Raw genomic sequence first — 25,179 nt, forward strand, 5'->3', positions numbered from 1 at the left:
GGCAGTCCGATGCTGGTCGGTGGGTCCGGTACTGGTCGGTGGTCCGGTGCTGGCCGGTGGTTCGGTGCTGGCCGGTGGTTCGGTGCTGGGGGGCGGCCGGTCGGGCCGCCGGGGGGTCACCCCGCCGGCAGGATGATCGACTGGTACTCGGTGTAGGCCGCCAGTCCCTCCGGACCGCCCTCGCGGCCGATGCCGGACTGCTTGAACCCGCCGAACGGGCTGCCGAGGTCCATGCCGGCGCTGGAGTTCACCCCGACGCCGCCGGCGCGGATGCGGCCGGCGACCGCCTCCCCCGCGGCGATGTCGGTCGTCCACACCGCGCCCGCCAGGCCGTAGTCGGAGTCGTTGGCGATGNGCACCGCGTCGTCGACGCCGTCGTAGGGAATNACGACCATGACCGGGCCGAAGATCTCCTCGCGGGCGACGCGCATGCCGTTGTCCACGCCGGCGAACAGGGTCGGCTCGACGTACCAGCCGCGGTCGAGGCCCTTGGGCCGGCCGCCGCCGGTGACCAGGCGGGCGCCGTCGGCCTCGGCGGAGCTCAGATAGCCCTCGACCCGCTCGCGGGCCTGGCTGGAGATCAGCGGGCCGACCTCGGTGGCGGGGTCGCTCGGGTCGCCGACCCGCAGCGCACCGATGCGGGTGCCGAGCGCGTCGACGACCTCGTCGTAGCGGTCGCGGGGGGCGAGCACGCGGGTCTGGGAGACGCAGATCTGCCCGCCGTTGGACATCGCCCCGCCGACGATCGCCTCGACCGTGCCCGCGCCGAGGTCGACGTCGGGCAGCAGGATCGCCGCCGACTTGCCGCCGAGCTCCAGTGTGCAGCGGCGCAGGTCGCGCGCGCACAGCTCGCCGATGTGGCGGCCGATGGCCGTCGACCCGGTGAAGCTGATCTTGTCGACGCCGGGGTGGCGAACGAGATGCTCGCTGGCCGCGGCCTCGCCGGGAACGATGGACAGCACGCCCGGGGGCAGGCCCGCCGCCTCGGCCGCCTCGGCGAGCAGGTAGGTGTGCAGGGGGGTCTGGGGGGCCGGCTTGAGCACGACGGTGCAGCCGGCCAGCAGGGCCGGGGCGAGCTTGAGCGCGGCGACGAACAGCGGCGCGTTCCACGGCACGATCGCGCCGACCACGCCGACGGGCACCTGCCGCACCCGCACCGGGCCGCCGAAGCCGCCCTTGCGGGTCGTCTCCCACTCGTGGCTGCGCCCGATGCCGCTGTAGGTGGCGAACACGGCGGTGGCGATCCCGACCTGACCGATGGTCGACCACGCCCGCGGCGAGCCGACCTCCGCGGAGATGAGATCGGCGAACTCCTCCGCGCGCGCCCGGATCGCCTTGCCGAGCCGGCCGACGATCTGCGCGCGCTCGGCCGGGTCGAGAGCCGGCCAGGGGCCGGCGTCGAAGGCGCCGCGGGCGGCGGCCACCGCCGCGTCGACGTCGGCGATCGAGGCGCTCGGCACGCGCCCGATCGGCTCCTCGGTCGCCGGGGAGAACACGTCGATCACCCGGGACGAGGCCGGCGGCACCCAGCCACCGATGAAGAGATTCTCGTGGGTGTACAAGGAGGTCTCTTTCCCACTGATGATCAGGTCGGGCGGCCGGGCCACGACCGGACCGGCCCGAGGAGGACGACGCCCGGGCTCCCGCCCGACCGTATGATCACTTAATTCTGGCGTTCATGTCACCGATGTGCAAACAGTACCCGCGCGGACTACGCACCGGCCGTGTTCGCCGGGGTTCGCGCGGCGAAGTGCTGCAGGACCGGGCCGAGCAGCTCCGGGGTGGACCCGTGCAGGACCAACTCGTCGGCGCCGGCGTCGAGGTAGTCGTCGAGGCGGGCGGCGCACTCGCCCGCGGAGCCCACCGCGGCGGCGTCGGTCAGCCACGACGGGGGCAGGGTGCCGGCGACGTCGAGGAGCTGGTGGCGGGTGAAGACGTTGTCGGCGGACCCGCGCAGGCCGGCCATCAGCGGGTGGGAGCGCAGCGCCGCCAGCGGCTCGACGCCCCACTCGTTCACCCCGGCCAGCCGCTCGCCGAAGCCCGGGATCTGGAAGTAGGTCACCGCGCGGGCACCGACCACGGCCGTCTCCTCCTCGGGCGTGAGGTCGGGGGCGACCACGACGGTGGCGTAGACCTTCACTGTCGACGGATCGCGCCCCGCCTCGGCCGCGGACTTGCGCACGATCGCCACCGAGCGGGCGACGGCCTCCGGGGTGAGGAAGGGGTGCAGCAGCGCGCCGTCGAAGTGCGCCCCGGCGAGCGCGAGGCTCTTCGGGCCGATCGCGGCGAACACCAGCTCCGGCGGCGCGACGTCGGGCAGGTCACCCAGGCGCATGACCGGGAAGCGCCCGGCGGGACCGTCGTAGGAGACCTTCTCCCCCCGGCACAGCCGGCGCAGCATGTCGGCGGAGTCGACGAGCACCTGGTTGGTCATCGCCGGCAGGCCCACGGCCTTCCACATCGGGCCGACCGAACGCCCGAAGCCCAGCGTCAGGCGCCCGCCGCTGAGCGCCTGGGCCGTCATCGCGGTGGAGGCCAGCACGACGGGGTGGCGCACGAGGAAGTGGGTGATGCCCGAGGCGATGCGCACCCGGCTGGTGGCCTGGCCGATGGCGCCCGCGAGCACGCCGAAGTCCTTCGTCCCCCACCGCTCGCTGAGCCACACGGTGCCGAGCCCGAGGTGCTCGGCGGTCTGCGCCTGGCCGATCGCGGGCCGCGGATCCGCGACCCGGCCGGGCAGGACGTAGGCGCCGAGGCGGTCCGCNACCCGGGCAGCACCGGTCAGATCGCGGTCCCTGTTCGTCGTCATGCCCCTATTCTGACATCCGTGTCTAGTATTTGGGCGATCAGCCGGTCCGGGCGGTCGGCAACCGGGGCACGCGGGCGGAAGGAGTCAGGATGGCCACCACGGCACGACGGGATCTCGAGGCGACCCGGGAGGTCCTGCGGGGGTGGCTGNGGGACCGGCACGGTGCCACCGACGTGGAGATCTCGCCCCTGACCTCGCCGAAGGCCGGCTATTCCAACGAGACCCTCTACCTGCACCTGGCCTGGACCCCGCCGGACGGCCCGCNCCGCGGCGAGGACCTCGTGCTGCGCATCGAGCCCACCGGCCACCAGCTCTTCGTGACCCCCGACGCGGTCCGCCAGGCGCGGATCATGCAGGCGCTCGCCCCCCACCCGGGCGTGCCGGTGCCGACCATCTGGTACATCGAGTCGGATCCCACCGTGCTGGGCTCGCCGTTCTACCTGATGGGCCGGGTCGACGGCCGGGTGCCCGGCGACGTCCCGAGCTGGCACGCCGAGGGCTGGACGGTCGATCTCAGCCCGGCGCAGCGGACCCTGATGCACGACAACGCGCTGGCCTCCCTGGTCGCGCTGCACCGCATCGACGTGCGCGACGGCTTCGAGTTCCTGACGCCCGCGGGCACCGGCACCGCGCTCGACCGCTACCTGGCGGCGCTGCGCGACTGGCACACCTGGGCGGGGCCGAGCCTGCGCTGGGAGCCCGAGACCGTCGCCGCCGCCGTGGACCACCTGCTGCGCGAGCGCCCCGACGATCCGTCCGCCGGCATCGTGTGGGGCGACGCCCGGGTCGGCAACATCAGCTTCGGTGCCGACCTGTCCGTGCGGGCGATGTTCGACTGGGAGACGGCCACCGTCGGCCCGCCCGGCATCGACCTCGGCTGGTGGCTGATGTTCGAGGACTTCCTCTGCGAGGCACAGCGGCTGACCCGCCTGGAGGGCGTGCCCGACCGGGCCGCGATCATCGCCCGCTACCAGGAGCTGTCCGGCCGGCCGGTGGAGCACATCGACTACTACGAACTGCTCGCCGCCACCGTGATGACGCTGATCAACAGCCGCCTCGGCGTGCTGCTGATGACGAGCGGCGGGCTGCCGGAACGGGTCGCCTCCGCCTACGCCCGCCGCACCATCAGGATGATCCGTCGCGGCCTCGACCGCGTCGCCGCCTGAGCAGCNCCACCCGGGGACGGCCGCCCGCAGAGACATGACAGCAGCGTTAGAAAGTTGCTCTGCCTCCTGCTAGCGTGCAGCACGTCACGGTGGCGCGGCAGGCAGCACGCAGCACGGNGCCGCCGCCCGGCGACGGGCCGACCAGATCGCGACCCCGGGCGCACCGCCTGACCACCTCGACCGACGACCCGACGGAGCAGTGATGAGCGCACCCAGCGAGGCGGGCGCCGCGTGGGAGTTCCCGATCGAACGCGGCAAGATCCGTGAGTTCGCCCTCGCCATGCAGTCCGAGGCGCCGGAATACCAGCACCCGGACGCCGTGGTCCCGCCGACGTTTCTGATCAACGCCAACCGCTGGGCGCCCGAGGGTGCCCGCGTGCCGCACGGGTTCGACCGCCGCCGGCTGCTGCACGGCGAGCAGGAGTACATCTTCCACGGGCCGCCGCCACGCGCCGGGCAGACCCTCTACGCCGCCGAGCGCCTCGCCGAGCGCTACGAGAAGCCGGGCCGGCGCGGGGGCACCATGAAGTTCGCCGTCATCGTCACCGAGTTCCGCGACGAGGCGGGCACCCTGGTCGCCGAGGGCCGCGCGACCTACATCGAGACCGCGAAGGCCACCAAGTCCGCGGAACCGGCCAAGTCCGCGGAACCAGCCAAGACCGCGGAGTCGGCGGCGGCCGCGCAGCCGGCGCCGGTTACCGAGGAGAAGGCATGACGGNCCCTGGCACCACCCTCGCCGACCTCGCGGTGGGTTCCTCCCCCGAGCCGCGCGCGTTCGGCCCGCTCACCCGGCAGATGTTCGTGCGCTACTCGGGGGCGTCGGGCGACCTCAACCCGATGCACTACGACGACACGTTCGCCCAGCGCGCCGGCTACCCGTCGGTGTTCTCCCAGGGGATGCACCAGGCGGCCCTGCTGGNCACCTTCGCCACCGACTGGCTGGGCGCGGAGAACGTGCGCCGTTTCCACGTCCGCTTCCGCGAGCAGGTCTGGCCGGACGACGTGCTGACCTGCTCCGGGGTGGTCACGGCCATCGAGGAGCAGCCCGAGGGCCGGCTGGTCTCGGTGGACCTGAGCTGCGCGCGTCAGACCGGCGGCGTGGCCATCGCCGGCGCCGCGGAGTTCCTGCTCCCGCACTGACGGCGGACGCCGGCCCGCAGGATCGACCGCTCGACGCTGGGCCGCTCCCATCCCGGCCGGGATCGGCCGGGATCAGCCGGGTGGCGTTACCCCAAGACTCGGTGGCGCCTGCTCCGAGAGTCAGCCGACCTCGGCGACGGGCGCGGCCGGGGATCCGCGGTCCGGCATCAGGGCGACAGCCGGACCGCGGATCCACCTTCCACCCGCGACCCCCACTGACGATCAAGATGTTCCCCCGAACCGCACCACGCACCCGGACCCCGACCTTCGGCTTCGGCTTTTGGATCATGGTGTTCCGCGGAACCGCGCCCCAGTCCCCCGCCCGCGCGGCTGTTCGCCGGAGCCCGGGCCGAGCCCCAGCCGCCTAGTTACTGACGGTGACGATCGAGGGGGGTGAGAGCGGGGGTGTGCGAGGGGCCGGCGTCCCGTGGTTCTTTGCTATGGACATATTTGCTATGGACATAGCGGACGCCAAACCGGCCACAGGGACCACGGTGGTCGCTCTCCCACGCATCCACCCCGAACACCCATCCGTCGCCGCCACGCTCCGCGATCGCCGCCGCCGCCGCGAGCAGGTGACACGGTCATGCAGATTCCGCGGAGCCGGAACCGGACGGGATCCGCTCGGACCGGGCGCGCCGAGCTACAGACCAGTTACGTGCCTCGTCGGGTCGGGACCGCGTCTGATCGGCTAGCACTGCGCGCAGCTCTCGGCGGGCGGGCCGGCGGCGGGCGGCCGCGGGTTGAACAGGGTGCCGAGAGCGGCGAGGGCGCCGGGCACCGGCCGGTAGTAGGCCCAGACGCCGCGCTTGTCCCGGCTGATCAGGCCGGCGTCGACGAGGACCTTCAGATGGTGGCTGACGGTCGGCTGGGTCAGTCCGAGGGGCTCGGTGAGTTCGCAGACGCAGGCTTCGCCGCCGTCGCGGGCGTAGATCATCGACAGCAGTCGCAGCCGGGCGGGGACCGCGATGGCCTTCAGCACGGCGGCGAGCTGGTCGGCGTCGTGCGCGGACAGGGGCGCGGCGGCCAGCGGGGTGCAGCAGGCCCCGAGCGCACCGGCCGGGTCGCCGCCGGCCTCGTCGGGCCGGCCGGTGGACGCCGTGGCGGGGGCGGGCATCGAGGTCGTGGCCATGGGGACCAGCATGCCACGAGAGATTGACAGTGGTCTATGTCNGTGGGCATGCTCCGTCCGGCAGGCATAGACGAGTGTCGATGTAAGCGAGGTGGTCGGGATGGCGCGGGTGCAGTTGGCGTTGAACGTGTCCGATGTGGACGCGGCGGTGGAGTTCTACTCGAAGCTGTTCGGGGTGGCGCCGGCGAAGCGTCGGCCGGGGTATGCGAACTTCGCGGTCGACGTGCCGCCGTTGAAGCTGGTGCTGATCGAGAACCCGGACGCCCGCGGCAGCGGGGTCGCGGGAGCACTGAACCATCTCGGCGTCGAGGTCGAATCCACCGAGGAGGTCACCGCCGCGACGACCCGGCTGGCGGGGGCCGGGCTGGAGACCGCGGTCGAGGAGAACACCGCCTGCTGCTACGCGGTACAGGACAAGGTGTGGGTCGATGATCCCGACGGTGCGCCGTGGGAGGTCTACACGGTGCTCTCCGACGTCGTCGATGGGTCGATGCCGACGCTGCGGATGGTGGAACCGGGCGGCGGCCCGGGGTCGGCCTGCGCCTGCGGACCGGGGGTGGACTGCGGCCCGACGTCGGACCCCGCCGGCGTCGAGGGCGCCGAACCGGCGCCCGCCGGCGCCCGCTGAACCCCGTGGCGGACAGTGAGTCGGGTGGTCGGCCGGCGCTGGCGCGGCGGCTGGCCGCCGAGGCGGTGGGCAGCATGCTGCTGGCCGCCCTGGTCGTCGGGTCGGGGATCGCCGCGGTCCAGCTCAGCCCCGACCAGGTCGGGTTGGAGCTGGTGGAGAACGCCGCGGCGACCGCCGCCGGCCTGTTCGCGATCATCCTCATGGTCGGCCCGGTGTCCGGGGCGCACTTCAACCCGGTGGTCAGCCTCGTCGACGCCGCGTTCGGCGGCCTGTCGTGGCGCGACGCCGCCGCCTACCTGCCCGCGCAGGTCGCCGGCTGTGTCGCGGGGGCGGTGCTGGCGAACCTGATGTTCGACCGGTCGGCGGTGTCGATCGCCTCGCACCACCGGGCGTCGGGGGCGCATCTGCTTGCCGAGGTCGTGGCCACCGCCGGACTGATCCTGCTGATCTTCGCGCTGGCCCGGTCCGACCGGGCCGAGCGGGCCCCGGCGGCGGTCGGCGCCTACATCGGCGCGGCGTACTGGTTCACCAGCTCGACGAGCTTCGCGAACCCGGCGATCACCGTCGGGCGGATGTTCTCCGACAGCTTCGCCGGCATCGCCCCCGCCTCCGCCCCGGCGTNCATCGCCGTCCAGGTGGTCGGCGGGGCGGTCGGCTACGGGCTGGTCCGGCTGTTCTACCCGCCCACGGTCGCGCCGGGGCGCCTCGTGAGCGACCCGCGTCGGCAGGCCGACGCGCCACACCCATCCCGCGAACGGAGCACACTTCGATGACCGCGAGACCGTCGGTGTTGTTCGTCTGCGTCCACAACGCCGGCCGCTCCCAGATGGCCGCCGGCTGGCTCACCCACCTCGCCGGCGACCGCGTCGAGGTCCGCTCGGCCGGCTCCGCGCCCGCCGACCAGATCAACCCCGCCGCCGTCGCGGCCATGGCCGAGGTCGNCATCGACCTCACCGAGCAGGCCCCGAAGATCCTCACCGTCGACGCGGTCGAGGCCTCCGACGTCGTCATCACCATGGGCTGCGGCGACGCCTGCCCGATCTTCCCGGGCAAGCGCTACGAGGACTGGAAACTCGACGACCCCGCCGGCCAGGGCATCGACGCCGTGCGCCCCATCCGCGACGAGATCCGCGCCCGCGTCGACCGACTCCTGGCCGAGTTGCTCCCCGCCGGCACCTGACCGAGGCGAAGCGATGAGCGGGCCGCGGCGCTGTACCCGGATGGCAGCCGCGGCCCGCGGGCCGATTAGCCACCGACCCCTTCCATTTCTAACAGATCTGTCACCAGATTCCGAGCCGCGCCGGCTCATCTCACATTTCCACCGACGCCGTCACCCTGCGAAGCCGGCCCCGCCAGGGCGCCCGCCGCGCCAGCGCGATCCCGCTACCACCGTGATGCCTCGGCGGGCGAACGGGCCGGGAGCCGTCGCCTTCCGCGGCCGGCGGAGCGGGCCGACGTCCCTCGACCCCTGCCGCCTAGCGGCAACAAATCTGACACAACGACTATGCAGCGTCCGGCACGCGCCGCCGGGAGGGGGCTGACGAACGAGAGCCCGTGCCGGCGGGGCACTCCCGCCGGCACGGGCTCGTCGCGGCCGCTACTCGACACAGCCGCTACTCGACACAGCCGCTACTTGTCGCAGCCGCTACCCGACACAGCCGCTACCCGACGCAGATGGCGCTTGCGCCGTGGGGAGCGGTGAGCTTGCCGTTCTTGATCACGCCGTACCAGCCGCACGGGGTGGAGGTCGCCGGCTTGTCCTTGGTGTAGGTCGTCGGCGGGATCAGACCACCGAGGGTGTTGTTCGCGGGCAGGGCGTAGAGCCCGGTGTAGATGTCGGCGGAGGTCGGGCTGGGCCCGATCTTCGCGGCTGCCTTGCCGAAGGTGACCCCCGCGGCCCAGCCGGCGCTGGCGCTGGCGTTCAGCGGGGTGCTCGACTTGTAGGTCTTCATCGCCTGCAGGAAGTCCGCCGACTCCGGCGCGCCACCGAACCAGTTGAACGAGTCGTTCGCGATGTAGGCGCCGTTGTAGTTGGNGTTGTCCAGCAGCTTGTCGAGGAAGCTCTGCCCCGGGGAGATCAGCTGCGGCCGGTAGTTCTGCTTCGCGCAGTCCGCGACGAAGCGCTCGCTGACCTCACCCGAGCTGTTGAGGATGATCGAGTCCACCCCGGCCGAGCGCATGTTGAGGCACTGGGAGGTGTAGTTGGGCGACGACGACGAGATCGCCAGGCCGGAGGCGAACTGCAGCCCGAGCTTCGTAGCGATGCCGCCGGCGAGCGTGAGTCCCTGCGCGCAGGCGGGGACCTCNGCGCAGACGACCATGCCGAGCTTCTTCTTACCGGCGATCTTGGCGGCGTTCACCTCGGACACGACGTAGTTGACGGCAGTGTCGGAGGTCGGGAAGAAGTTCGGATCGGTCAGCCACAGCGCCGCGGTGGCCGAGCCGCCGATCACCGGAATCTTCTTGTCGTCGATGTACTTCTGCCAGGACGACTCCAGCCCGGACTCGTGCGTGCCGACGAGCGCGATCACGTGGTCGTTCTCGACCATGCCCTTGACGGCGGCCAGGGACTTGGCCGGGTCGTTGGCGTCGTCGCGGACGACGACCTTGACCGGGTGCCCGTTGATCCCGCCCCGGTCGTTGGTCCACTGCGCCCAGGCCTGCACGGCGTCCGCCGTCGCCTTGGAGATCACGCCGGCGAAGCCGCTGAACTGGCCCACCGTGCCGATGACCAGCGGGCTGCCGGTCGGTGCCGGCGACTTCGGGGCCGCCGGAGCCGCCGAGGCGCCGCCCCCGGACCCGCCCGAGCTGCCACCGGAGCTGCCGGAGCTGCCGCACGCGGCGACCGCGAGGACCAGGGCCACGAGACACACGGCCGGTCGTAATATCTGGCGCTTCACACAGGTGCCCTTCTTCTTCAACGGGTTGTCGTATCCAGCACCTCCCCCCACGCCATGGGCATGAGGGAAGAAACAGGGATGCCGCGGACGGGAACGTCGACGGTCCGCGGGCGCCGCAGCCGGTCGCGACGCGGTCAGTCGGCGGTGGCGGTGGCGGTGGCGGTGGCGGTGATGAGGGTGATCGCGCGTTCGGGGCACGATCCGGCGGCGCGCCGGGCGCCCTCGACGCGGTCGGCGGCGACCGGGCCGTCGTCCGTCACCTGGCCGTAGCCCTCGTCGTCGTCGTGGAAGACGTCGGGGGCGAGCATGTAGCACAACCCGTGCCCGACGCACAGGTCGCGGTCGATCGTGACCCTCACCGCGCCGCGCCCGGGGTGAGGACGAGGGGAAGGGCCTCCAGGCCGACGGTGCCGCGGGGAAACTTCACCGTCGGCGCGAACCCGGGCGCGATGTCGTAGTGCGGGATGAGACGGTGCCACTCCTCGTAGACCAGGCGCATCTCGAGGCGGGCGAGGTGGGAGCCGAGGCAGCGGTGCACGCCGACGCCGAAGCTGGCGTGCGGGTTGTCGCCGCGGTGGAAGTCGATCCCGTACGGATCGGGGTAGCGCGCCTCGTCGCGGTTGCACGCGGCGATGTAGGCGGTGACCCGGGTGCCGGCGGGCAGCGTGCGCCCGCCGAGTTCGGTCGCCGCGGTGGTGATCCGCGGCACGAACGGCGCCGGCGGGTCGAGGCGGAGCAGCTCCTCCACGGCGGCGGGGACGAGGGCGGGATCGTCGACGATCTCCTGGCGGCGGTCGGGGTTGCGGGCGAGGCGTTCCATCCCGAAGCCCAGGGCGTCGGTCACCGTGTCGAGGCCGGCGAGGACGAACAGGAAGCACAGGCCGATCACCTCGGCGTCGGTGAGCGCGTCGTCACCGTCGAGGCAGAGCAGCTCGCTGAGCACGTCCGGGCCGGGAACGCCGCGGCGGGCGGCCACCAGCTCGGACAGGTAGGTGAACAGCTCGCCGGCGTGGCGCAGGTCGGCCTCGTCGGTGCTGATCGCCCCGGACGGGTCGCTCAATGCGAGGATCGCGTCCTTCCAGGCGACGAACTGGTCGCGCATGTCCAGCGGGAGACCGAAGAAGGTCAGGAAGGCCTGCACCGGGAAGACCGACGCGACGTCGGCCACGAAGTCGCATTCGCGGCGCGCCGGCAGCGGCGCGATGAGCTCGGCGAGCTGGCGGCGTAACTCCGGTTCCAACGGCCTGATGCTGCGCGGGCTGAAGAAGGGCTGCAGGATGTGCCGGTAACGGGCGTGCTCCGGCGGGTCGAACGCGATCGGGACCAGCGGGAGCGGGCTGCCGAGGCTGTCGAAGGCCTGCCGGGAGGAGAACACCGCCGGATTGCGGAACGCGGCCTCGACGAGGGCGTGATCGGTGAGCGCGATGTCGGGTTCGAGCTGGACGATTCCCCCGCGTTCGCGGATGAGCCGCCACGCGGCGTCCCGGTCGTCGCGGACGGGCAGGTCCTCGAAGGTGAAGGGCTGGGCTTCGCCGGCCGACATGTGGCCTCCCTGGGTCCGTTGATCCATTGGTCCGCTGGTCCGCTGGTCCGCCGGGGCCGCTCAGAACGCCGAGCGCAGCGCTCCGCCGTCGACCGGGATGAGCTGCCCGGTGACGTAGCCGGCCCAGGCCGAGCAGAGGAAGGCCACGACGGCGGCGATCTCCTCCGGGCGGCCCGGGCGGCCGACGGGGATGCCGGTGCTGAACTGGGTCATCATGTCGGCGGGCGCGAGGCCGCGCTGCGCCCCGACGCCGCCGACGTAGTCCCACATGCGGTCGGTGGCGATGAAGCCGGTGCCGATGGTGTTGACGGTGACGCCGTCGCGGCCGAACTCGTTGGCCAGCGAGCGGTTGAGCGTCACCACCGAGGCCCGCACGGTGTTGGCGAGGATGTGCTTGAGCTCGGGCGGCGGCTCCTTGGCCGCGCCTGAGCCGATGTTGACCAGCCGCCCCCAGCCGCGTTCCCGCATCGCGGGCGCGACCAGCCGGGTGAGGTGGATGACGCTGAGGGTCATCTCCCGGAAGGCGCGGGCGAAGTCGTCCCCGGTGAGGTCGAAGAAGTCGCCGGGGCCGGGGCCGTGGACGTTGCTGACCGCGATGTCCGGCGGCCCGAAGTGCTCCCGGGCCTCGGCCACGACCCGCTCGATCTCCTCGGCGACCGTCATGTCCGCCGCCACGCCGTGCGCGACGCCGCCGTTCTTGCGGATCGTCTCCACGACCTCGCCGACCGCCTCGGCGCCGCGGGCGGTCACGACGACCCGCACCCCCTCGGCCGCCAGCAGTTCGGCGACCGCGCGCCCGATGCCGCGGCTGCCGCCGGACACCACCGCGACCCGATCCGCGATCCCGAGATCCACAGCGACCTCCCCGGACGTCTACACGCTGCCAGATTCGTGAAGCATGCCACATCTCTCCGGGTGAGGAAACTTATACGGAGAAGCGCATTTGAGTGCCCTTTTCAGGTGACGTATTCGTCAGATGACCCGCACTATCCGGCCAGGTGCACAGCAACGCGGCGCCGGCCCGCGTACAGGCCGGCGCCGCGCGTCTCTCAGGTACCGGCCCCGGCGCGGGCGAGCAGCTCGCGACGGACCGCCGCTTTGGAGATCTTGAGCATCGAGCCCTGGGTGGGNAGCTCGTCGGTGAGCTCGAGCTGCTCGGGCAGCTTGTAGCGGCCCAGCCCCGCGGCGAGCAGGTGGCGTTGCATCTCGGCGAAGTCCAGGTCGGGCTGGCCGGGCACCCGCTCCACCACCGCGCAGACCCGCTCGCCGCGTTCGTCGTCGGGCAGGCCGACCACGGCGACCCGGGCGACCAGCGGGTGCGTGCCCAGCAGGTCCTCGACCTCCCGCGCGGAGATGTTCTCGCCCTTGCGGATGATGATGTCCTTGATCCGGCCGGTGAGCTTGATCCGGCCGTCCGGGCGGACCAGCCCCAGGTCTCCGGTGCGTAACCAGCCGTCGACGAACGCCTCCGCGGTCTGCGCCGGATCCCGGTAGCCGGCGCAGACCTGGGGTCCGCGGATCTGCAGCTCGCCCTCCTCCCCCGGGTCGGCGACGGTGCCGTCGAGACGGGCGGCCCGGATCTCGATGCCGCGCACGGGCGCCCCGTCGGTCCCCCGGCGCAGCTCGACGTCGTCGTCGGGGTAGCCGACGGCGATCATCGGGACCTCGGTCATCCCGTAGGCGGGGATGTAGGTCACCTCGAGCTCGGCGGTGATCTGGTCGAACATCGCCGGGGGGGTGGGGCCGGCGCCGCCGCCGAGCTGGCGCAGGTCCGGCAGCAGGCGGCCGGCCCCGCGCCGGCGCTGCTCGCGCAGCAGCAGCTCCCCGAACGCGACGCTGCCGCCGCACAGGTTCACCCGGTGCCGGCGGAACAGCTCCGCCAGCGACGACGGGTCGAACCGCTCGACGGACAGGGTGCGGATCCCGACGGAGAACATGAAGCAGAACAGGTTCGGCCCGCCGATGTGCGCGATGGCGAACTGCATCGCGAACACCGTGTCGGCGTCGAGCCGCATCCGCTCGGCGTAGCCCCGCCCGCCCCACATCAACGACTCGTCCGAGTGCAGCACGCCCTTGGGCTCGGACGTCGTACCGCTGGTGTAGAAGGTCCAGCGGGCCTCGNGCGGATCGGTCGGCGCCGCCGGCAGGATCGCCGGGTCGCCGTCGGGCAGGTCGTCGACACCGACGACGACGATCCGCGGCCGGGGGGCGTCCGACCAGTCGAGCCCGGAGACCATCTCGACGTAGTCGAACCCGTTCCAGGTGCCGGGCAGCACGACCCACTCGGCGCCGGTCTGGCGCAGCGCGAAGCCGACCTCCCGGCCCCGCACCGCCGGGATCACCGNGTTCTGGTGGGCGCCGAGGCGGGCGAGCGCCAGGCACACCAGCAGGGTCTCGATCCTGGTCGGCAACTGCCAGGTCACCCGGGATCCCGGGCCGATCCCGAGCTGGTGCAGACCGGCGGCCACCCGTTCGGCCCGGTCGCGGAACTCGCCGAAGGTGATCCGGCGATCCCGCTCGTCAACAATCATCAACCGGTCCGGGGTGAGCCGGGCCCGCCGGTCGCACACCTCCCAGAAGGTGAGGTCGTCGATGGGTATCACGGCCGCTGCGGACGTCGTCACGGCTGCCACTCCTCTCTGCGATCGGTGCCGGCTCCCCGGTCGGTGCCGGCTTCCCGATCGGTGCCGGTGTCGCTCGTCATCCGCCGTGGTTCGGGGCGACGCCCAGGTAGTGCTCGAAGACCTCCTCGGCGACGTCCTCGGGGCGTCCGTCGAACACGATCCGCCCCTTGGTCAGCACGCAGACCCGGTCGGCCGCGGCGAGGGCGCGGTGGACGTACTGCTCGACGAGCAGCAGCGACGTTCCGGCCTGGGCGATCCGGTCGAGGAACTCGTAGATCTGGTCGACGATGACCGGGGCGAGCCCCATCGACACCTCGTCGACCAGCACGACGGCGGGTTCGTCGAGGTAGGCGCGCATCACCGCGAGCATCTGCTGCTGGCCNCCGGAGAGTTCGCCGGCCGGCTGGGACAGCTTGCTGCCGAGGATCGGGAAGTTCGCGACCGCGCGCTCGACCGCGTCGTCGACGTTGCGTTTCCAGGTGTGCAGGACGAGGTTCTCCCGCACGGTGAGCGACGGGTAGACGCCCCGGCCTTCCGGGATGTGGCACAGCCCGCCCCGGGCCCGCTGGTAGGGCCGGGCCCGGGTGACGTCCCGCCCGTCGAGGATCACCTCGCCGCGGGTCGGGCGCAGCAGGCCCGAGGCCACCCGCAGCAGCGTCGTCTTGCCCGCGCCGTTCGGCCCGAGCAGCGCGACCACGCTGCCGCGCGGCACGGTCAGCGAGACGTCGTGCAGCACGGCCGACGAGCCGTAGCCGGCGTCCAGCCCGCGGACCTCCAGCACCGGAGTCGCCGACGGGGCGGCGGCACCCTCGCCCTCCGGGCGGGTCTCGGTGACGGTCATGAGCTCACCTCCTGGGACACGGTCTGGCGCGACGCCGCCGCCGGCTCGGCCGGCTCGGACTGGCCGGCCGGCTCGGACTGGTCGGACTGGTCGGACTGGTCGCCGGAGGGCGCCTCGGAGCCGAGGTAGGCGGCGCGCACGGCGTCGCTCGCGGCGACCTCGGCGGGTGTCCCCTCGAAGATCGGGACGCCGAAGTCGAGGACGTAGATGTAGTGGCAGACCTCCATCACCAGCGCCATGTCGTGCTCGATGAGCAGGACGCCGACGTCGCCCTGGCGGATCACCTCGGCGAGCACCTCACCGAAGCGGGCGGTCTCCAGCCGGTTCAGGCCGGACGACGGCTCGTCGAGCAGGAGCATGTCGAACGGGCCGGCCAGGCAGCGGGCGAGCTCGACCAGCCGGCGCTCCCCGGTCGACAGGATGCCGACGGGCCGGTCCAGCAGATCGGTGATCCCGCAGGTGGCCGCGGCGCGTTCGACCGCGTCGGCGACGACCTTGCGCTGCGAGCGGGTCCCGGCGAGGTGCCGCCAGGGCCGGACCCCGGCCATGGACGCCTCCCGGCCGAGCACGATGTTCTCCCGCACCGACATCGAGTCGAACAGTTCCATCCGTTGGAACGTCCGGCCGAGGCCGCCGCGGGCCCGCGCCGACGGGGCGAGGCGCGACACGTCCGAGCCGTGCAGCCGTACCCGCCCGCTNCTGGGGCGGACCAGTCCGGAGCAGGCGTTGAACGTCGTGGTCTTGNCGGCGCCGTTGGGCCCGATCAGCCCGGTGACCNGGCCCTGGGGGGCGATCAGCGAGAAGCTGTCGACGGCGAGGTTGCCACCGAAGCGGACGCTGACCTTCTCCACCTGGATGCCGCTGTCCGGCGCGGCGGCGACCGCCTCGGGCCGCTCGATGGAGATCGCCGCCACCTCGGCCGCCGCGGTCGCGTCGAGGGGCAGCACGTCGACGGGCAGCTCGTCCGCGCCGACCGGCGGCGTGGCGCCCGGCTCGCCGGCCGGTGCGCTCCCGGCCGCCGTGGCCGTCGCGGCCTCGGCTGGCCGGCCGCCGAGGCGGTCGGCCAGCCGGCGCAGCGCGACGTTGCGCGGCGGCCCCCCGCTCAGCGACACCGCGATGGCGGAGACGCCGAACAGGAAGTTCAGCCAGTTGGTGGTGTTCTCGTTGGTGATGTAGGCGCTGGGCAGAACCATGCCCGCCGCGGCGAGGAAGGCGTACCACGGCTCCCCGCCGAGGCTGATCACCAGGACGGCGAGGATCACCAGCGAAGAGAACGAGGAGAACGACGACCCGGTGACGGCCGAGACCGACCCGCCGTAGAGGCCGCCGTAGATCGCGGCGACGAAGGCGGACAGGCAGAACACGAGCACCCGGGTGGTGTTCACGCTCGCGCCGTGGGTGGCCAGCGCCGTCNGCGAGTCGCTCAGGCCGCGCAGCAGGCGCCCGAGCCGGCTGCGGTGCACGCCCACCACCAGGGCCGCGACCAGTACGACGAAGATCAGGACAAGGTAGTAGTACCCGCGGTCGCTCTCGAAGGCCGACAGGCCGGGGCGGGGCACCCGCACGCCCGACGTGCTGGACCCGAACAGGATCTTCAGCGGGTAGCCCATCTGCTCCAGCGCGATGCCGAAGCCGAAGGTGGCCAGGGCCAGGAACACCCCGGACAGCCGGATCGCCGGGATCGCGATGATCGCGCCGACCGGGATGGCGACGAGGCCCGCGAGCAGCAGCGCGACCAGCCAGGGCAGGCCGAGGCCGGTGGTGAAGTGCCCCATGGCGGCGGCGCCGATCGCGGCGAACGCGGCATGGGCCAGCGACACCTGGCCCGAGGTGCGCACCAGCAGGCCGAGGGAGAGGAAGAGGATGACCTTCAGCAGCGCGTCGGTGTAGGTCGGGACGCGCGCGCTGCCGACGAGGAACGGCACGGCGACGGCGAGCGCCGCGAGCACGACGGCACCGCTGGCCTGGATGCGGGCCGGCGCCCGCCAGGTGTCGGTGACCAGCAGCCGGGCCGACAGGCGCCGGTCGACCAGCCGCCGGCGCGGGGTGAGGAGCAGGACCGCGAACAGCACGAGGAACGGGGTGCTCGGCGGCAGCCCGGTCAGCAGCGCGTTCGGGTGGGTGACCGCGCCGTACTTGGTGAGGATGGAGGCGAGCACGCCGACCACGAGGCCGCCGCCGTAGGTCAGCGGCAGGCTGGAGAAGTAGCCGAGCGCGGCGGCGCCGAACGCCTGCACGACGAGCAGCGTCAGCAGCAGGGCGTCCAGGCTCAGGCTGGGGGCGAGCAGAACGCCGGCGAGGCAGGCGAACGTGCTGCCGATCACCCACGACCAGCGGCGCACCGCCACCGGGTTGGTGCCGGCGGAGTCGAGCAGCTCCGGATCGTCGACGACGCCGCGCATCGCCAGGCCCAGGCGGGCGAAGCGGAAGAACAGGTACAGCCCCGCGGTGGCGACCAGCGCGATGGCCGTGATGATGATCTGGTCCCAGGTGACGACCGTCCCGGACAGCGTGAACGCCGAGCCGGTCGGCAGGAACGTCGGGAAGGTCTGGCTCTGGGCGCCGTAGCGGGCGGTGAAGAAGCCCTGGACGGCCAGGATGATGCCGATGGTTGCAACGATCTTGTAGACGACCCGGACTTCGGCGAGGCGGCGTGCCATCAACTCGAGCAGAAGTCCGAGGGCGGGTCCTACGACGCCGACGCTCAGCAGTGCGGCGAATCCCCANGGGAGGTCGTGTTGGACCCGTAAGAAGTAGAAGGTGTAGGCGGCGGTCGTGGCGACCGCCCCGTGCGCAAGGTTGAAGATCCCGGATGTCTTGTAGGTGAGCACCAGGCCCGTGGCCGCCAGCCCGTAGACGGAACCGGAAACCAGGCCGATGATCACAAAGGGTAAGAGGTCGTTCATGCGATCGGCCACCCTGCCGACCGGGAACGCACACCTCGGAAGATCATTCCGACACTCCCGTCAGATTCTGCCTCAGACCGAACCCACCACAGGGGCCGGACGGCCCGCCCGGTCGGATGCCCACCCGAACGACCAGACCGCCCACTCGATCGTGTGGCCGGAATCATACCGTCAGATTGTCTGTCGACCAGAGGCTTGGCGCGTTCTTCTGTTGCAGCGGGTGTCCGACCTGCTCGCAGGGGCATCGAGGCCCCCGGCGAGGGCGGCGCGACGGCGACGCGTCGGGTGCGGCGGAGCAGGTGACGGAAGAGTTAGAACGGCCGGTCGTTCGGCGCCGCCGCGTGACCGGCCAGGCCCCGACGGCCCGGGATGCCGAGCCGTCGGGGGTGCGGACAGGGAGCCGCCCGGGGCGGGATACCGGGCCGTCCGCGTCCGGCGGCGATCAGCGCGCGGCGGCGCGGATCGTCTCGCGCAGGGAGCCCAACGTCGCCGCGAGGGCCGTCGGCTCGTGGCCGCAGTGCGCCATGCAGTTCGCGCAGCGCGGGTCCTTGCCGCGGCCGTAGGAGTCCCAGTCGGTGGTGTCGAGCAGCTCCTGGTAGGACTCGGCGTAGCCGTCGCCCATCAGGTAGCAGGGCTTCTGCCAGCCGTACAGGGAGTAGGACGGGATTCCCCACGCGGTGCACGGGAAGTCCAGCTTGCCCTCGAGGAAGTCCAGGTAGAGCGGCGAGTGGTTGAGTCGCCAGCCCTTCCGGCGGCCTTCCGCGAACGCCTTCCGGAAAAGCTCCCGGGTTTCCTGGACACCCAGGAAGTTCTCCTGGTCGGGGGCCTTCTCGTAGGCGTACGCCGGGGAGAGCATCATCCCGTCGACGTTGAGGTCGTTGTTGAGGAAGTTCAGGACGTCGATGACGTTCTGCGGCGTGTCGGTGTTGAAGAAGGTCGTGTTGGTGGTCNCCCGGAANCCCCGCCGCTGGGCCTCCTTGATGTTGTCCACGGCCTGGGCGAACACACCCTTCTTCGCCACGATCTCGTCGTGACGTTCCTCCAGGCCGTCGATGTGCACCGCGAAGGACAGGTACGGCGACGGGGTGAGCTTGTCGATCTTCTTCGGGATGAGCAGCGCGTTCGTGCACAGGTAGACGAACTTCTTGCGCTTGACCAGGCCCTCGACGATCTTCTCGACCTGCGGGTGCATCAGCGGTTCACCGCCCGCCAGGCACACCACGGGGGCGCCGCACTCGTCGACCGCGGCCAGCGCCTGCTCGACCGGCATGCGCTGTTTCAGCACGTCCGCCGGATGCTGGATCTTGCCGCAGCCCTCACAGGCCAGGTTGCACGCGAACAGCGGTTCCAGTTCAAGGGTGATGGGGAACTTCTCGCGCCGCAGAATCTTCTGCTTCGCGAGATAGGCTCCGACTCTGATCGCCTGACGCGCTGGAATGGCCATTTTCACCCTCCTGGTGGTTGATCTCGATCTCGCCGGGTGGGTGGAGCAGTGCCCTGCCGGGACCAGTCTAGGTCCACAATCCATCCGGTTCGCGGCCGAGTACCGGTGAGAGTTATGTAACCGACGAGGTACGACCCAACCCAGCCCGCCCACACCCGAAAGGGTCAATCGACGAATAGCCCGGTCAGGAGGTCCGCCGGGCCGCCGGGTGCTCGTTCGGCTCCGCGTTCGACGCCTGGTCGAATGTGCTTGTCCACCGCACCCTGAAAGCTCGCCGCAGGACGACGCCGGCGCGCCGGAACGCAAACTCGCCGGGCCTGGTCCGGCCGTGGCCCGCGCTGGCTACGCTGCCCACATGACGGCGAACCGGCGCATCGTGCTCGCTTCCGGGTCACCGCGGCGGCGCGAGCTGCTGGCCCGGCTCGGCGTGTCCTTCGAGGTGGTCGTCAGCGGCGTCGACGAGTCCACGACGACCGCGACGGCCCCCGAGCTGACCGTCGAGCTCGCCGAGCGCAAGGCCCGCGCCGTCGCCGCGCTGCGCCCCGAGGACCTCATCCTCGGCAGCGACACCGTCGTCGAGGTCGACGGCCGGATCCTCGGCAAGCCCGCCTCCCCCGCCGAGGCCCTCGCCATGCTGCGCAGCCTGCGCGGGCGGACCCACCGGGTCGTCACCGGCGTCGTCGTCCTCGACGCGGCGAGTGGCACCATCCGCGGCCGCGCGGCCGTCACCGCGGTGACGATGCGCGACGTCCCCGACGCCGAGCTCGCCGCCTACGTCGCCACCGGCGAGCCGATGGACGCCGCCGGCGCCTACGCCATCCAGGGCGGCGCCGCCGCGTTCGTCACCACCGTCGACGGCGCCCTCGACACCGTTATCGGCCTGCCGACCGCCGTCGTCCGTGACCTGCTCACCGCCGCCGGCACCGCCGTCCCCGCCCCTGCCGCCAACCGTCCCTGAGCCCCACCGCCGAGCACAGCGTTGCGCGAGCACAGCGTTGCGCGGGCAGGCACCGGGACCGGGACCGGCGATGGATGTTCCGCGGAACCGCGCCACGCCACGCCATGCGGCGTTCTACGTGCGCGCGCTCACGGCCGTCGCCGCGCTGCCGGCCGCATCCGCGCTCGCAGTCGCGCCCGGCGCCGGGTCGGGCTCGGCGTGCGGACCGCGGCGGACGGAGGTCAGGACGACCACGGCGCCGACCAGGGCCGCGACCGCCGCCCACAGTGCGACCCGGTCGATGCCGGCGGCGTAGCCCGCCCGGACCGACGGTGCCGCCCGCAGCCGCGCCGAGAAGACGGCTCCGAACAGCGCGATGCCCAGGGTCATGCCGAGCTGGCGGAAGGTGTTGACGGCACCGCCGGCCATGCCTGCCTGCCGCGGCGGCACCGACTCGACCGCGGCGGAGACCAGCACCGGCGTGGTCAGGCCGACGCCGACGCCCACCACGGCGAGGCCCGCGAACAGCGCGGACTGGCCGGAGCCGGTCCCCACGAACAGCCGCAGCAGCGCCGAGCCCGCGGCGACGCAGAGCAGCCCTACCCCGATCGGCAGGCGCGGCGCGAACCGGTGGGTGTGGCGACCCGCGACGGCGGCGACCACGAATGCCGTCCCGGCCAGCGGCATCAGCGCCAGGCCGCCGCGCACGGGGCTGAGGCCGAGGACGTTCTGCAGCCACAGCGAGACGTAGACCAGGCCGCCGAACGCCGCCAGCTGGAACAGCAACGCCCCGGTCAGCAGACCCGCGAAGGACGGCCGCCGCAGCNGCGCCAGGTCCAGCATGGGGCGGGCGGTCAGCCGTTCGGCGACGAGGAAGCCGACGGCGGCGAGCCCGGCGACGACGAACGCGGCCACGGCCAGCCGGTCGTCCCAGCCCTGTTCGCCGCCTCGGATCAGCGCGTACGTCACAGCAGCCGCAGCCAGGGTGAAGGCGATCGCACCGGGCAGGTCGAGGCGGCCGGCTTTGCGGGACCCGGCCGGCAGCACCCGCAGGGTCAGGATCATCGCGACGACCGCGATCGGCAGGTTCACCAGGAAGATCGCCTGCCAGCCGAGGCCCTCGGTGAGCAGTCCGCCGGCGATCGGCCCGGCCGCGGCGGCGGCGCCGTTGACCGCGCCCCACACGCCGAAGGCCACCCCGCGGTCCCGACCGTGGTAGGTGGCGGCGACCAGCGCGGCGGAGGTCGCGAACATCGCGGCACCGCCGACGCCCTGCACCGCGCGGGCGGTGATGAGCACGGCGGCGTTCGGTGCGAGCGAGCACGCCAGGGACGCGGCCGCGAAGACGACGAGCCCGGCCACATACAGCCGGCGGTGGCCGNACAGGTCGGCCAGCGAGCCGACGGCCAGCAGCAGGGCGGCCAGGGCGAGGGCGTAGATGTCGATCACCCATTGCAGGGAGGTGAAGGACGCGTGCAGGTCGTCCGCCATCCGGGGCAGGGCGACGTTCACGATGGTGACGTCGACCAGCAGGATGAAGGCGCCCAGGCAGATCGCCGTGAGGGGCAGCCATTTGCGCATGTCGGGGAACTCCGTTCCGGGGGCGAGGGCCGGGTGGCGGCCGTGACGTCGTCCGACCGCGGGGCGCCGAGCACCGGCGGCCGGACAGCCGGTCGAGCAGCGGCGGCCGGACAGCCGGTCGATCCGTGGTGCCACCGTCCACCGGGCCGGGCCCGAACCCCAGCCATCGGCGCCGGTGNGGCGGAATCCGACAGCGGCTAGCCTCCATGGGTGGAATCCGACGTGTCGTGGTCTTCGGGAGACGATCTGGACCGGCTCGACCGGCGGATCATGCATGCCCTCCAGATCGACGGCCGGGCACCGTTCGCGCGGATCGGCGAGGTGCTGGGCGTCTCCGACCAGACGGTGGCCCGCCGCTACGCCCGGCTGCGCGGCGCGGGGACGCTGCGCGTGCTGGGCCTGGTCGACCCGTTGCGCGTCGGGCTGACCGCGTGGCTCGTGCGGGTGCGGTGCACCCCGGACGCGGCGGCGTCCGTCGGGGAGGCGCTGGCCCGGCGCACCGACACCCGGTGGGTGAGCCTGATCTCCGGCGGCACGGAGATCTCCTGCATCGTGCAGGGCGCCGCCCCCGGCCAGGACGACACGCTGCTGTTGCAGCAGCTCCCGCGCACCCCCCGGGTCGTGCAGGTGTCCGCGCACGCGCTGCTGCACGTCTTCTTCGGCCGCGACCTCAGCCCGCTGACCCGTACCGGGCCACTCGGGCCGGCCGAGACCGCGGCGCTCGCCCCGCCCGACGCGCCAGCGCGCCGCTCGACCGAGACCACCGAGACCACCGAGATCACCGAGATCACCGAGGCCCCCGTCCGGCTCAGCCGCGACGATCAGCGGCTGTTCGACGCGCTCGCCATGGACGGCCGGACCTCGGCGGCCGAGCTGGCCACGGCCACCGGGTGGTCACAGACGACGGTGCGGCGCAGGCTGGCGGAGCTGCGGTCGTCCGGCGCGCTCTACTACGACCTGGACTTCGATCACGCCACGCTGCTGGGGCACCTGCAGGCATCGTTGTGGCTGGAGGTCGAGCCGGCCCGGCTCGCCGAGGTCGGTGCCGCGCTCGCCGAGCACGAGGAGGTGGCGTTCGCCGGGGCGACCACGGGCACGGCGAACCTGTACGCGGCGGTCGTCTGCCGCGACGCCGGCGCCCTCTACCGTTACCTGACGGGCCCGGTCGCCGCGATCCCCGGCATCCGCCGCCTCGAGACCGCCCCCATCCACCGCACCCTCAAGGGCGCGGGCCCCCACCGCGGCACCCACCGCGACGCCCGCCGCACCGACTCGCCCGCCTGAGCGCTCGTCCTGCCAACCAGCCCCACGGTGAACGCCGTTGACTTGTGGTCTGCGTCACTCTACTGTCAACCCCTGGTCAGCTTCGCCGATGTGGGTGACTCAGGCGTGAAAGGAAGTTCGATGACGTCCCTTGGACTCGATTCCTACGTTGTGACCGACAGCTTCTTCGGGGTGCCGTACATCGACGAGGACGAGCAGCGCAGCGAGCCCGTCGAGCATCGTTATATCCACGGCGGTTTCGAGGGAACGAGCACCCGGTTCGCCTTGTGCTATCCGCCCGCAGCGAGATGGCAGGGCCGCCTTTTCCAGCCGCTGGAAGGCGCCAACGCCGGCCACGAGAATGTCAACACCGGCCCGCTGGGCCAGGTCACCGGCGGGCTGGAGATGATTTTCCGGATGGGCGGCTACGCCGTCGAGTCCAACATGGGTCACATCGGCGACGTCATGGATCCGAAGGCCGGCCCCGATCCGACGATCTACGGTTACCGGGCCGCCGCCGAGTCGGCCCGGTTCGCCAAGTTCGTGGCCGCCCAGATCTACGGCGCGCCGACCGCCTACGCCTACGTGTACGGCGGCAGCGGGGGCGCGCGGCGCTCGCCGCTGTGCCTGGCCTACGCGCCCGACGTGTGGGACGCGGCCCTGCCCTACATGGGCGACGCCCAGGACGGCGACTACGGCGACCTGCGACTACTGCGCAACGGCACGCCCAATTTCAGCTCCATGTTCAACGTCCAGCGCGTCCTCGGAGACAAGATCCACGACGTGATCGACGCGATGTGGCCGGGCGGCAGCGGCGATCCGTTCGCCGGCCTGAACACCCATCANCGCGAGGAACTCGCGAACGTCTACCGGATCGGCTATCCGCGCGGCGACGAGTCCTTCATCGCCCAGCCGATGGGACAGATGTGGCTGTGGTCGTCGATGGCCACGCGCCTGCAGGCCGACTATCCGGAATACTGGGAGAACTTCTGGACCAGGCCCGGTCATGTCGGGTTCGACCAGCCCGAGCTCGTGCGCGACGACCTGATCGAGCTGGACACGACCGTCAGGCGCGTCCTGTACGCGAAGGACCTGCTCGAGGACCCGACGCTGCAGACGGCGGAGCTGGGCCAGGTGCGCGCGCTGGCGGCGCTGTTCGCGGCCATGAACAACATGTGGCACATCCCGATGGCGGTGCAGCTCGACGAGGTTCCCACCGGCTACATCCTCGGGGCCGGCGTCGAACTGACCAGCGGCGCAGCCGCCGGACGCAAGCTCTACGTCCTCAACGGGCACCGGGACGTCCTGCTCGTCGACAGCGACGGCGAGGCCGCGAACCTGCGTTTCACCGGGGTCGAGCCGGGCGACCGGATCCGGGTCGACAACCACGCCTTCCTCGCCTACTGCTACTACTACCGCCACCACCTCCTCCCGTGGGAACCGGAATACGACTTCCTGCGGGTCGACGGCCAGCCCCTCTACCAGCAGTACGAACTACCGGAGATGTCGCCGTTCATGGGCGTCAAGCACACCGGCCGCATCGAGGGCAAGCTGCTGTGGGTCCACCACACGCACGATTCGTCGCTCTGGCCGCCGCAGGGCCTGGGCTTCAAGGCGAACATCGAACGCGAGTACGGCGTCGAGCTGGCCCNCACGAAGTTCCGGCTGCGCTGGACCGAGAACGCCGAGCACGTGCCGCCGAACATGGCCGCCTCGGTGCCGGGCCGGGCGAACACCACCTACCTGGTGGACTACCAGCCGATCATCGAGCAGTCCCTGGCGGACCTGATCGACTGGGTGGAGAACGGCGTCGAACCGGTGGACACCGAGTACGACTACCGCGACGGCGCGATCGTCCTGCCGGCGACGGCCAAGGAGCGCCGCGGCATCCAGCCGGTCGTGTCGGTGACGGCGAACGGCGGCTCCCGCGCCGAGGTCGCGGTGGGCGAGGCGGTCACGCTGTCCGCCCACGCCGAGACGCCGCCCGGCGCCGGCACGATCATCGGCCTCCGGTGGGACTTCGACGGGCAGGGCAGCTTCCCGCGCACGGAGGACCTCGACGGCTCACAGGCCGAGGTGACCGTGACCACGACGCACGCCTACGACGCGCCCGGCACCTACTTCGCCACCGCCCTCGTCGAATCCCACCGCGACGGTGACGTCGCCGCCACCTCGCGCCGCATCCCCAATCTGGCCTCGGCCCGCATCATCGTGCGCTAGTAGACCGTCGCTGTTTAGTTCTGGGGTGTGGCAGGCTGGTGTTGG

Annotated in this window: 14 protein-coding genes and 22 pseudogenes; 11 read left to right on the forward strand and 25 right to left on the reverse strand. The window is 72.3% G+C overall.

Annotated features, from left to right (window positions below; translation table 11 throughout):
* Positions 1-116 precede the first annotated feature (116 nt).
* From FF86_RS53295 to FF86_RS20300, 3 genes and pseudogenes are all read right to left on the reverse strand, one after another.
* On the reverse strand, positions 117-354 hold a 238-nt coding region (locus FF86_RS53295; protein WP_242419142.1), incomplete at its 5' end, for an aldehyde dehydrogenase family protein.
* 33 nt (positions 355-387) lie between these two features.
* A pseudogene (locus FF86_RS20295) lies at positions 388-1,562 on the reverse strand (aldehyde dehydrogenase family protein); the annotation flags it as partial.
* Positions 1,563-1,711: 149 nt separating this feature from the next.
* Positions 1,712-2,764, reverse strand: a 1,053-nt coding sequence (locus tag FF86_RS20300; RefSeq protein ID WP_242419143.1) for a TIGR03857 family LLM class F420-dependent oxidoreductase, incomplete at its 5' end; no start/stop codon positions are given.
* A 218-nt stretch (positions 2,765-2,982) separates the two neighbouring features.
* Here FF86_RS20300 and FF86_RS62860 point away from each other — a divergent pair.
* The 5 genes and pseudogenes from FF86_RS62860 to FF86_RS53310 all read left to right on the forward strand — a co-directional run.
* Positions 2,983-3,073: hypothetical protein (locus FF86_RS62860; RefSeq protein WP_255355859.1), on the forward strand; the 91-nt coding region annotated here is incomplete at its 3' end.
* A 1-nt stretch (position 3,074) separates the two neighbouring features.
* A pseudogene (locus FF86_RS20305) lies at positions 3,075-3,975 on the forward strand (phosphotransferase family protein); the annotation flags it as partial.
* Positions 3,976-4,177: 202 nt separating this feature from the next.
* Positions 4,178-4,585, forward strand: a pseudogene (locus tag FF86_RS20310) (MaoC family dehydratase N-terminal domain-containing protein); the annotation flags it as partial.
* Positions 4,586-4,694: 109 nt separating this feature from the next.
* Positions 4,695-4,894, forward strand: a pseudogene (locus FF86_RS53305) (MaoC/PaaZ C-terminal domain-containing protein); the annotation flags it as partial.
* Between the two features lies 1 nt (position 4,895).
* A pseudogene (locus FF86_RS53310) lies at positions 4,896-5,115 on the forward strand (hypothetical protein); the annotation flags it as partial.
* Positions 5,116-5,806: 691 nt separating this feature from the next.
* Here FF86_RS53310 and FF86_RS20320 read toward each other — a convergent pair.
* The gene (locus FF86_RS20320) at positions 5,807-6,247 is read right to left on the reverse strand and encodes a helix-turn-helix transcriptional regulator (protein ID WP_044886483.1); all 441 of its coding nucleotides are present in this window, start codon (positions 6,245-6,247) and stop codon (positions 5,807-5,809) included.
* 100 nt (positions 6,248-6,347) lie between these two features.
* On the opposite strand from FF86_RS20320, the gene FF86_RS20325 reads away from it, so the two are divergent.
* From FF86_RS20325 to FF86_RS53320, 4 genes and pseudogenes are all read left to right on the forward strand, one after another.
* Positions 6,348-6,875, forward strand: coding sequence for an ArsI/CadI family heavy metal resistance metalloenzyme (locus FF86_RS20325; RefSeq protein WP_044886484.1), 528 nt, complete (start codon positions 6,348-6,350; stop codon positions 6,873-6,875).
* 74 nt (positions 6,876-6,949) lie between these two features.
* The coding region (locus FF86_RS20330; protein WP_242419159.1) for an aquaporin at positions 6,950-7,496 on the forward strand (547 nt) is incomplete at its 3' end.
* A 148-nt stretch (positions 7,497-7,644) separates the two neighbouring features.
* Positions 7,645-7,816: pseudogene (locus FF86_RS53315) on the forward strand (phosphatase); the annotation flags it as partial.
* Position 7,817: 1 nt separating this feature from the next.
* Positions 7,818-8,055 (forward strand): annotated as a pseudogene (locus FF86_RS53320) (heat-shock protein HtpX); the annotation flags it as partial.
* A 481-nt stretch (positions 8,056-8,536) separates the two neighbouring features.
* Here FF86_RS53320 and FF86_RS53325 read toward each other — a convergent pair.
* The 18 genes and pseudogenes from FF86_RS53325 to hpnH (FF86_RS53395) form a co-directional block, all read right to left on the reverse strand.
* A pseudogene (locus FF86_RS53325) lies at positions 8,537-8,910 on the reverse strand (branched-chain amino acid ABC transporter substrate-binding protein); the annotation flags it as partial.
* Position 8,911: 1 nt separating this feature from the next.
* A pseudogene (locus FF86_RS53330) lies at positions 8,912-9,181 on the reverse strand (branched-chain amino acid ABC transporter substrate-binding protein); the annotation flags it as partial.
* A 1-nt stretch (position 9,182) separates the two neighbouring features.
* Positions 9,183-9,973: pseudogene (locus tag FF86_RS53335) on the reverse strand (ABC transporter substrate-binding protein); the annotation flags it as partial.
* Positions 9,910-10,134: a ferredoxin gene (locus FF86_RS20345; protein WP_044886461.1), complete on the reverse strand. Its 225-nt coding sequence runs from the start codon at positions 10,132-10,134 to the stop codon at positions 9,910-9,912. The gene FF86_RS20345 and the pseudogene FF86_RS53335, both read right to left, overlap by 64 nt.
* Entirely contained in the window at positions 10,131-11,318 is a 1,188-nt protein-coding gene (locus FF86_RS20350) for a cytochrome P450 (RefSeq protein WP_044886462.1), read from the reverse strand. The genes FF86_RS20345 and FF86_RS20350 overlap by 4 nt, the downstream gene beginning before the upstream one ends.
* 60 nt (positions 11,319-11,378) lie before the next feature.
* Positions 11,379-12,173, reverse strand: a complete 795-nt coding sequence (locus FF86_RS20355) for an SDR family oxidoreductase (RefSeq protein WP_044886463.1) — start codon at positions 12,171-12,173, stop codon at positions 11,379-11,381.
* A gap of 276 nt (positions 12,174-12,449) precedes the next feature.
* A pseudogene (locus FF86_RS53340) lies at positions 12,450-13,439 on the reverse strand (class I adenylate-forming enzyme family protein); the annotation flags it as partial.
* Position 13,440: 1 nt separating this feature from the next.
* A pseudogene (locus FF86_RS53345) lies at positions 13,441-13,662 on the reverse strand (cyclohexanecarboxylate-CoA ligase); the annotation flags it as partial.
* A 1-nt stretch (position 13,663) separates the two neighbouring features.
* A pseudogene (locus FF86_RS53350) lies at positions 13,664-13,951 on the reverse strand (AMP-binding protein); the annotation flags it as partial.
* Between the two features lie 67 nt (positions 13,952-14,018).
* A pseudogene (locus FF86_RS53355) lies at positions 14,019-14,324 on the reverse strand (ABC transporter ATP-binding protein); the annotation flags it as partial.
* 1 nt (position 14,325) lies between these two features.
* Positions 14,326-14,783 (reverse strand): annotated as a pseudogene (locus FF86_RS53360) (ATP-binding cassette domain-containing protein); the annotation flags it as partial.
* On the reverse strand, positions 14,780-15,481 hold a 702-nt coding region (locus tag FF86_RS53365), incomplete at its 5' end, for an ABC transporter ATP-binding protein (protein ID WP_242419144.1). The pseudogene FF86_RS53360 and the gene FF86_RS53365, both read right to left, overlap by 4 nt.
* A gap of 1 nt (position 15,482) precedes the next feature.
* Positions 15,483-15,527, reverse strand: a pseudogene (locus FF86_RS53370) (hypothetical protein); the annotation flags it as partial.
* A gap of 34 nt (positions 15,528-15,561) precedes the next feature.
* Positions 15,562-16,196, reverse strand: a pseudogene (locus tag FF86_RS53375) (branched-chain amino acid ABC transporter permease/ATP-binding protein); the annotation flags it as partial.
* Between the two features lies 1 nt (position 16,197).
* A pseudogene (locus FF86_RS53380) lies at positions 16,198-17,509 on the reverse strand (branched-chain amino acid ABC transporter permease/ATP-binding protein); the annotation flags it as partial.
* A gap of 1 nt (position 17,510) precedes the next feature.
* A pseudogene (locus FF86_RS53385) lies at positions 17,511-17,689 on the reverse strand (hypothetical protein); the annotation flags it as partial.
* Between the two features lie 442 nt (positions 17,690-18,131).
* Positions 18,132-18,639: adenosyl-hopene transferase HpnH (hpnH, locus tag FF86_RS53390; RefSeq protein WP_242419145.1), on the reverse strand; the 508-nt coding region annotated here is incomplete at its 5' end.
* A 9-nt stretch (positions 18,640-18,648) separates the two neighbouring features.
* Positions 18,649-19,133 (reverse strand): annotated as a pseudogene (gene hpnH / locus FF86_RS53395) (adenosyl-hopene transferase HpnH); the annotation flags it as partial.
* 355 nt (positions 19,134-19,488) lie between these two features.
* On the opposite strand from hpnH (FF86_RS53395), the gene FF86_RS20380 reads away from it, so the two are divergent.
* On the forward strand, positions 19,489-20,091 hold the full coding sequence (locus FF86_RS20380) for a nucleoside triphosphate pyrophosphatase (protein ID WP_044886467.1): 603 nt from the start codon (positions 19,489-19,491) through the stop codon (positions 20,089-20,091).
* Positions 20,092-20,205: 114 nt separating this feature from the next.
* Here the strand turns inward: FF86_RS20380 and FF86_RS53400 are convergent.
* From FF86_RS53400 to FF86_RS53410, 3 genes and pseudogenes are all read right to left on the reverse strand, one after another.
* The coding region (locus FF86_RS53400; protein WP_242419146.1) for an MFS transporter at positions 20,206-20,896 on the reverse strand (691 nt) is incomplete at its 5' end.
* A 1-nt stretch (position 20,897) separates the two neighbouring features.
* Positions 20,898-21,451: pseudogene (locus FF86_RS53405) on the reverse strand (MFS transporter); the annotation flags it as partial.
* A 1-nt stretch (position 21,452) separates the two neighbouring features.
* Positions 21,453-21,651, reverse strand: a pseudogene (locus tag FF86_RS53410) (MFS transporter); the annotation flags it as partial.
* A 210-nt stretch (positions 21,652-21,861) separates the two neighbouring features.
* Between FF86_RS53410 and FF86_RS20390 the strand changes: the two are divergent.
* Positions 21,862-22,935: an Lrp/AsnC family transcriptional regulator gene (locus FF86_RS20390; RefSeq protein WP_044886468.1), complete on the forward strand. Its 1,074-nt coding sequence runs from the start codon at positions 21,862-21,864 to the stop codon at positions 22,933-22,935.
* Positions 22,936-25,179 lie beyond the last annotated feature (2,244 nt).

It is taken from the genome of Frankia sp. CpI1-P (genome assembly GCF_001421075.1).
In the GTDB taxonomy this organism is placed as follows: domain Bacteria; phylum Actinomycetota; class Actinomycetes; order Frankiales; family Frankiaceae; genus Frankia; species Frankia torreyi.

Excerpts from the sequence above, each read along its gene's own strand:
- FF86_RS20325 (WP_044886484.1), top strand. The coding sequence starts at position 6,348 with ATGGCGCGGGTGCAGTTGGCGTTGAACGTGTCCGATGTGGACGCGGCG.
- FF86_RS20320 (WP_044886483.1), bottom strand. The coding sequence starts at position 6,247 with ATGGCCACGACCTCGATGCCCGCCCCCGCCACGGCGTCCACCGGCCGG.
- FF86_RS20350 (WP_044886462.1), bottom strand. The coding sequence starts at position 11,318 with ATGTCGGCCGGCGAAGCCCAGCCCTTCACCTTCGAGGACCTGCCCGTC.
- FF86_RS20380 (WP_044886467.1), top strand. The coding sequence starts at position 19,489 with ATGACGGCGAACCGGCGCATCGTGCTCGCTTCCGGGTCACCGCGGCGG.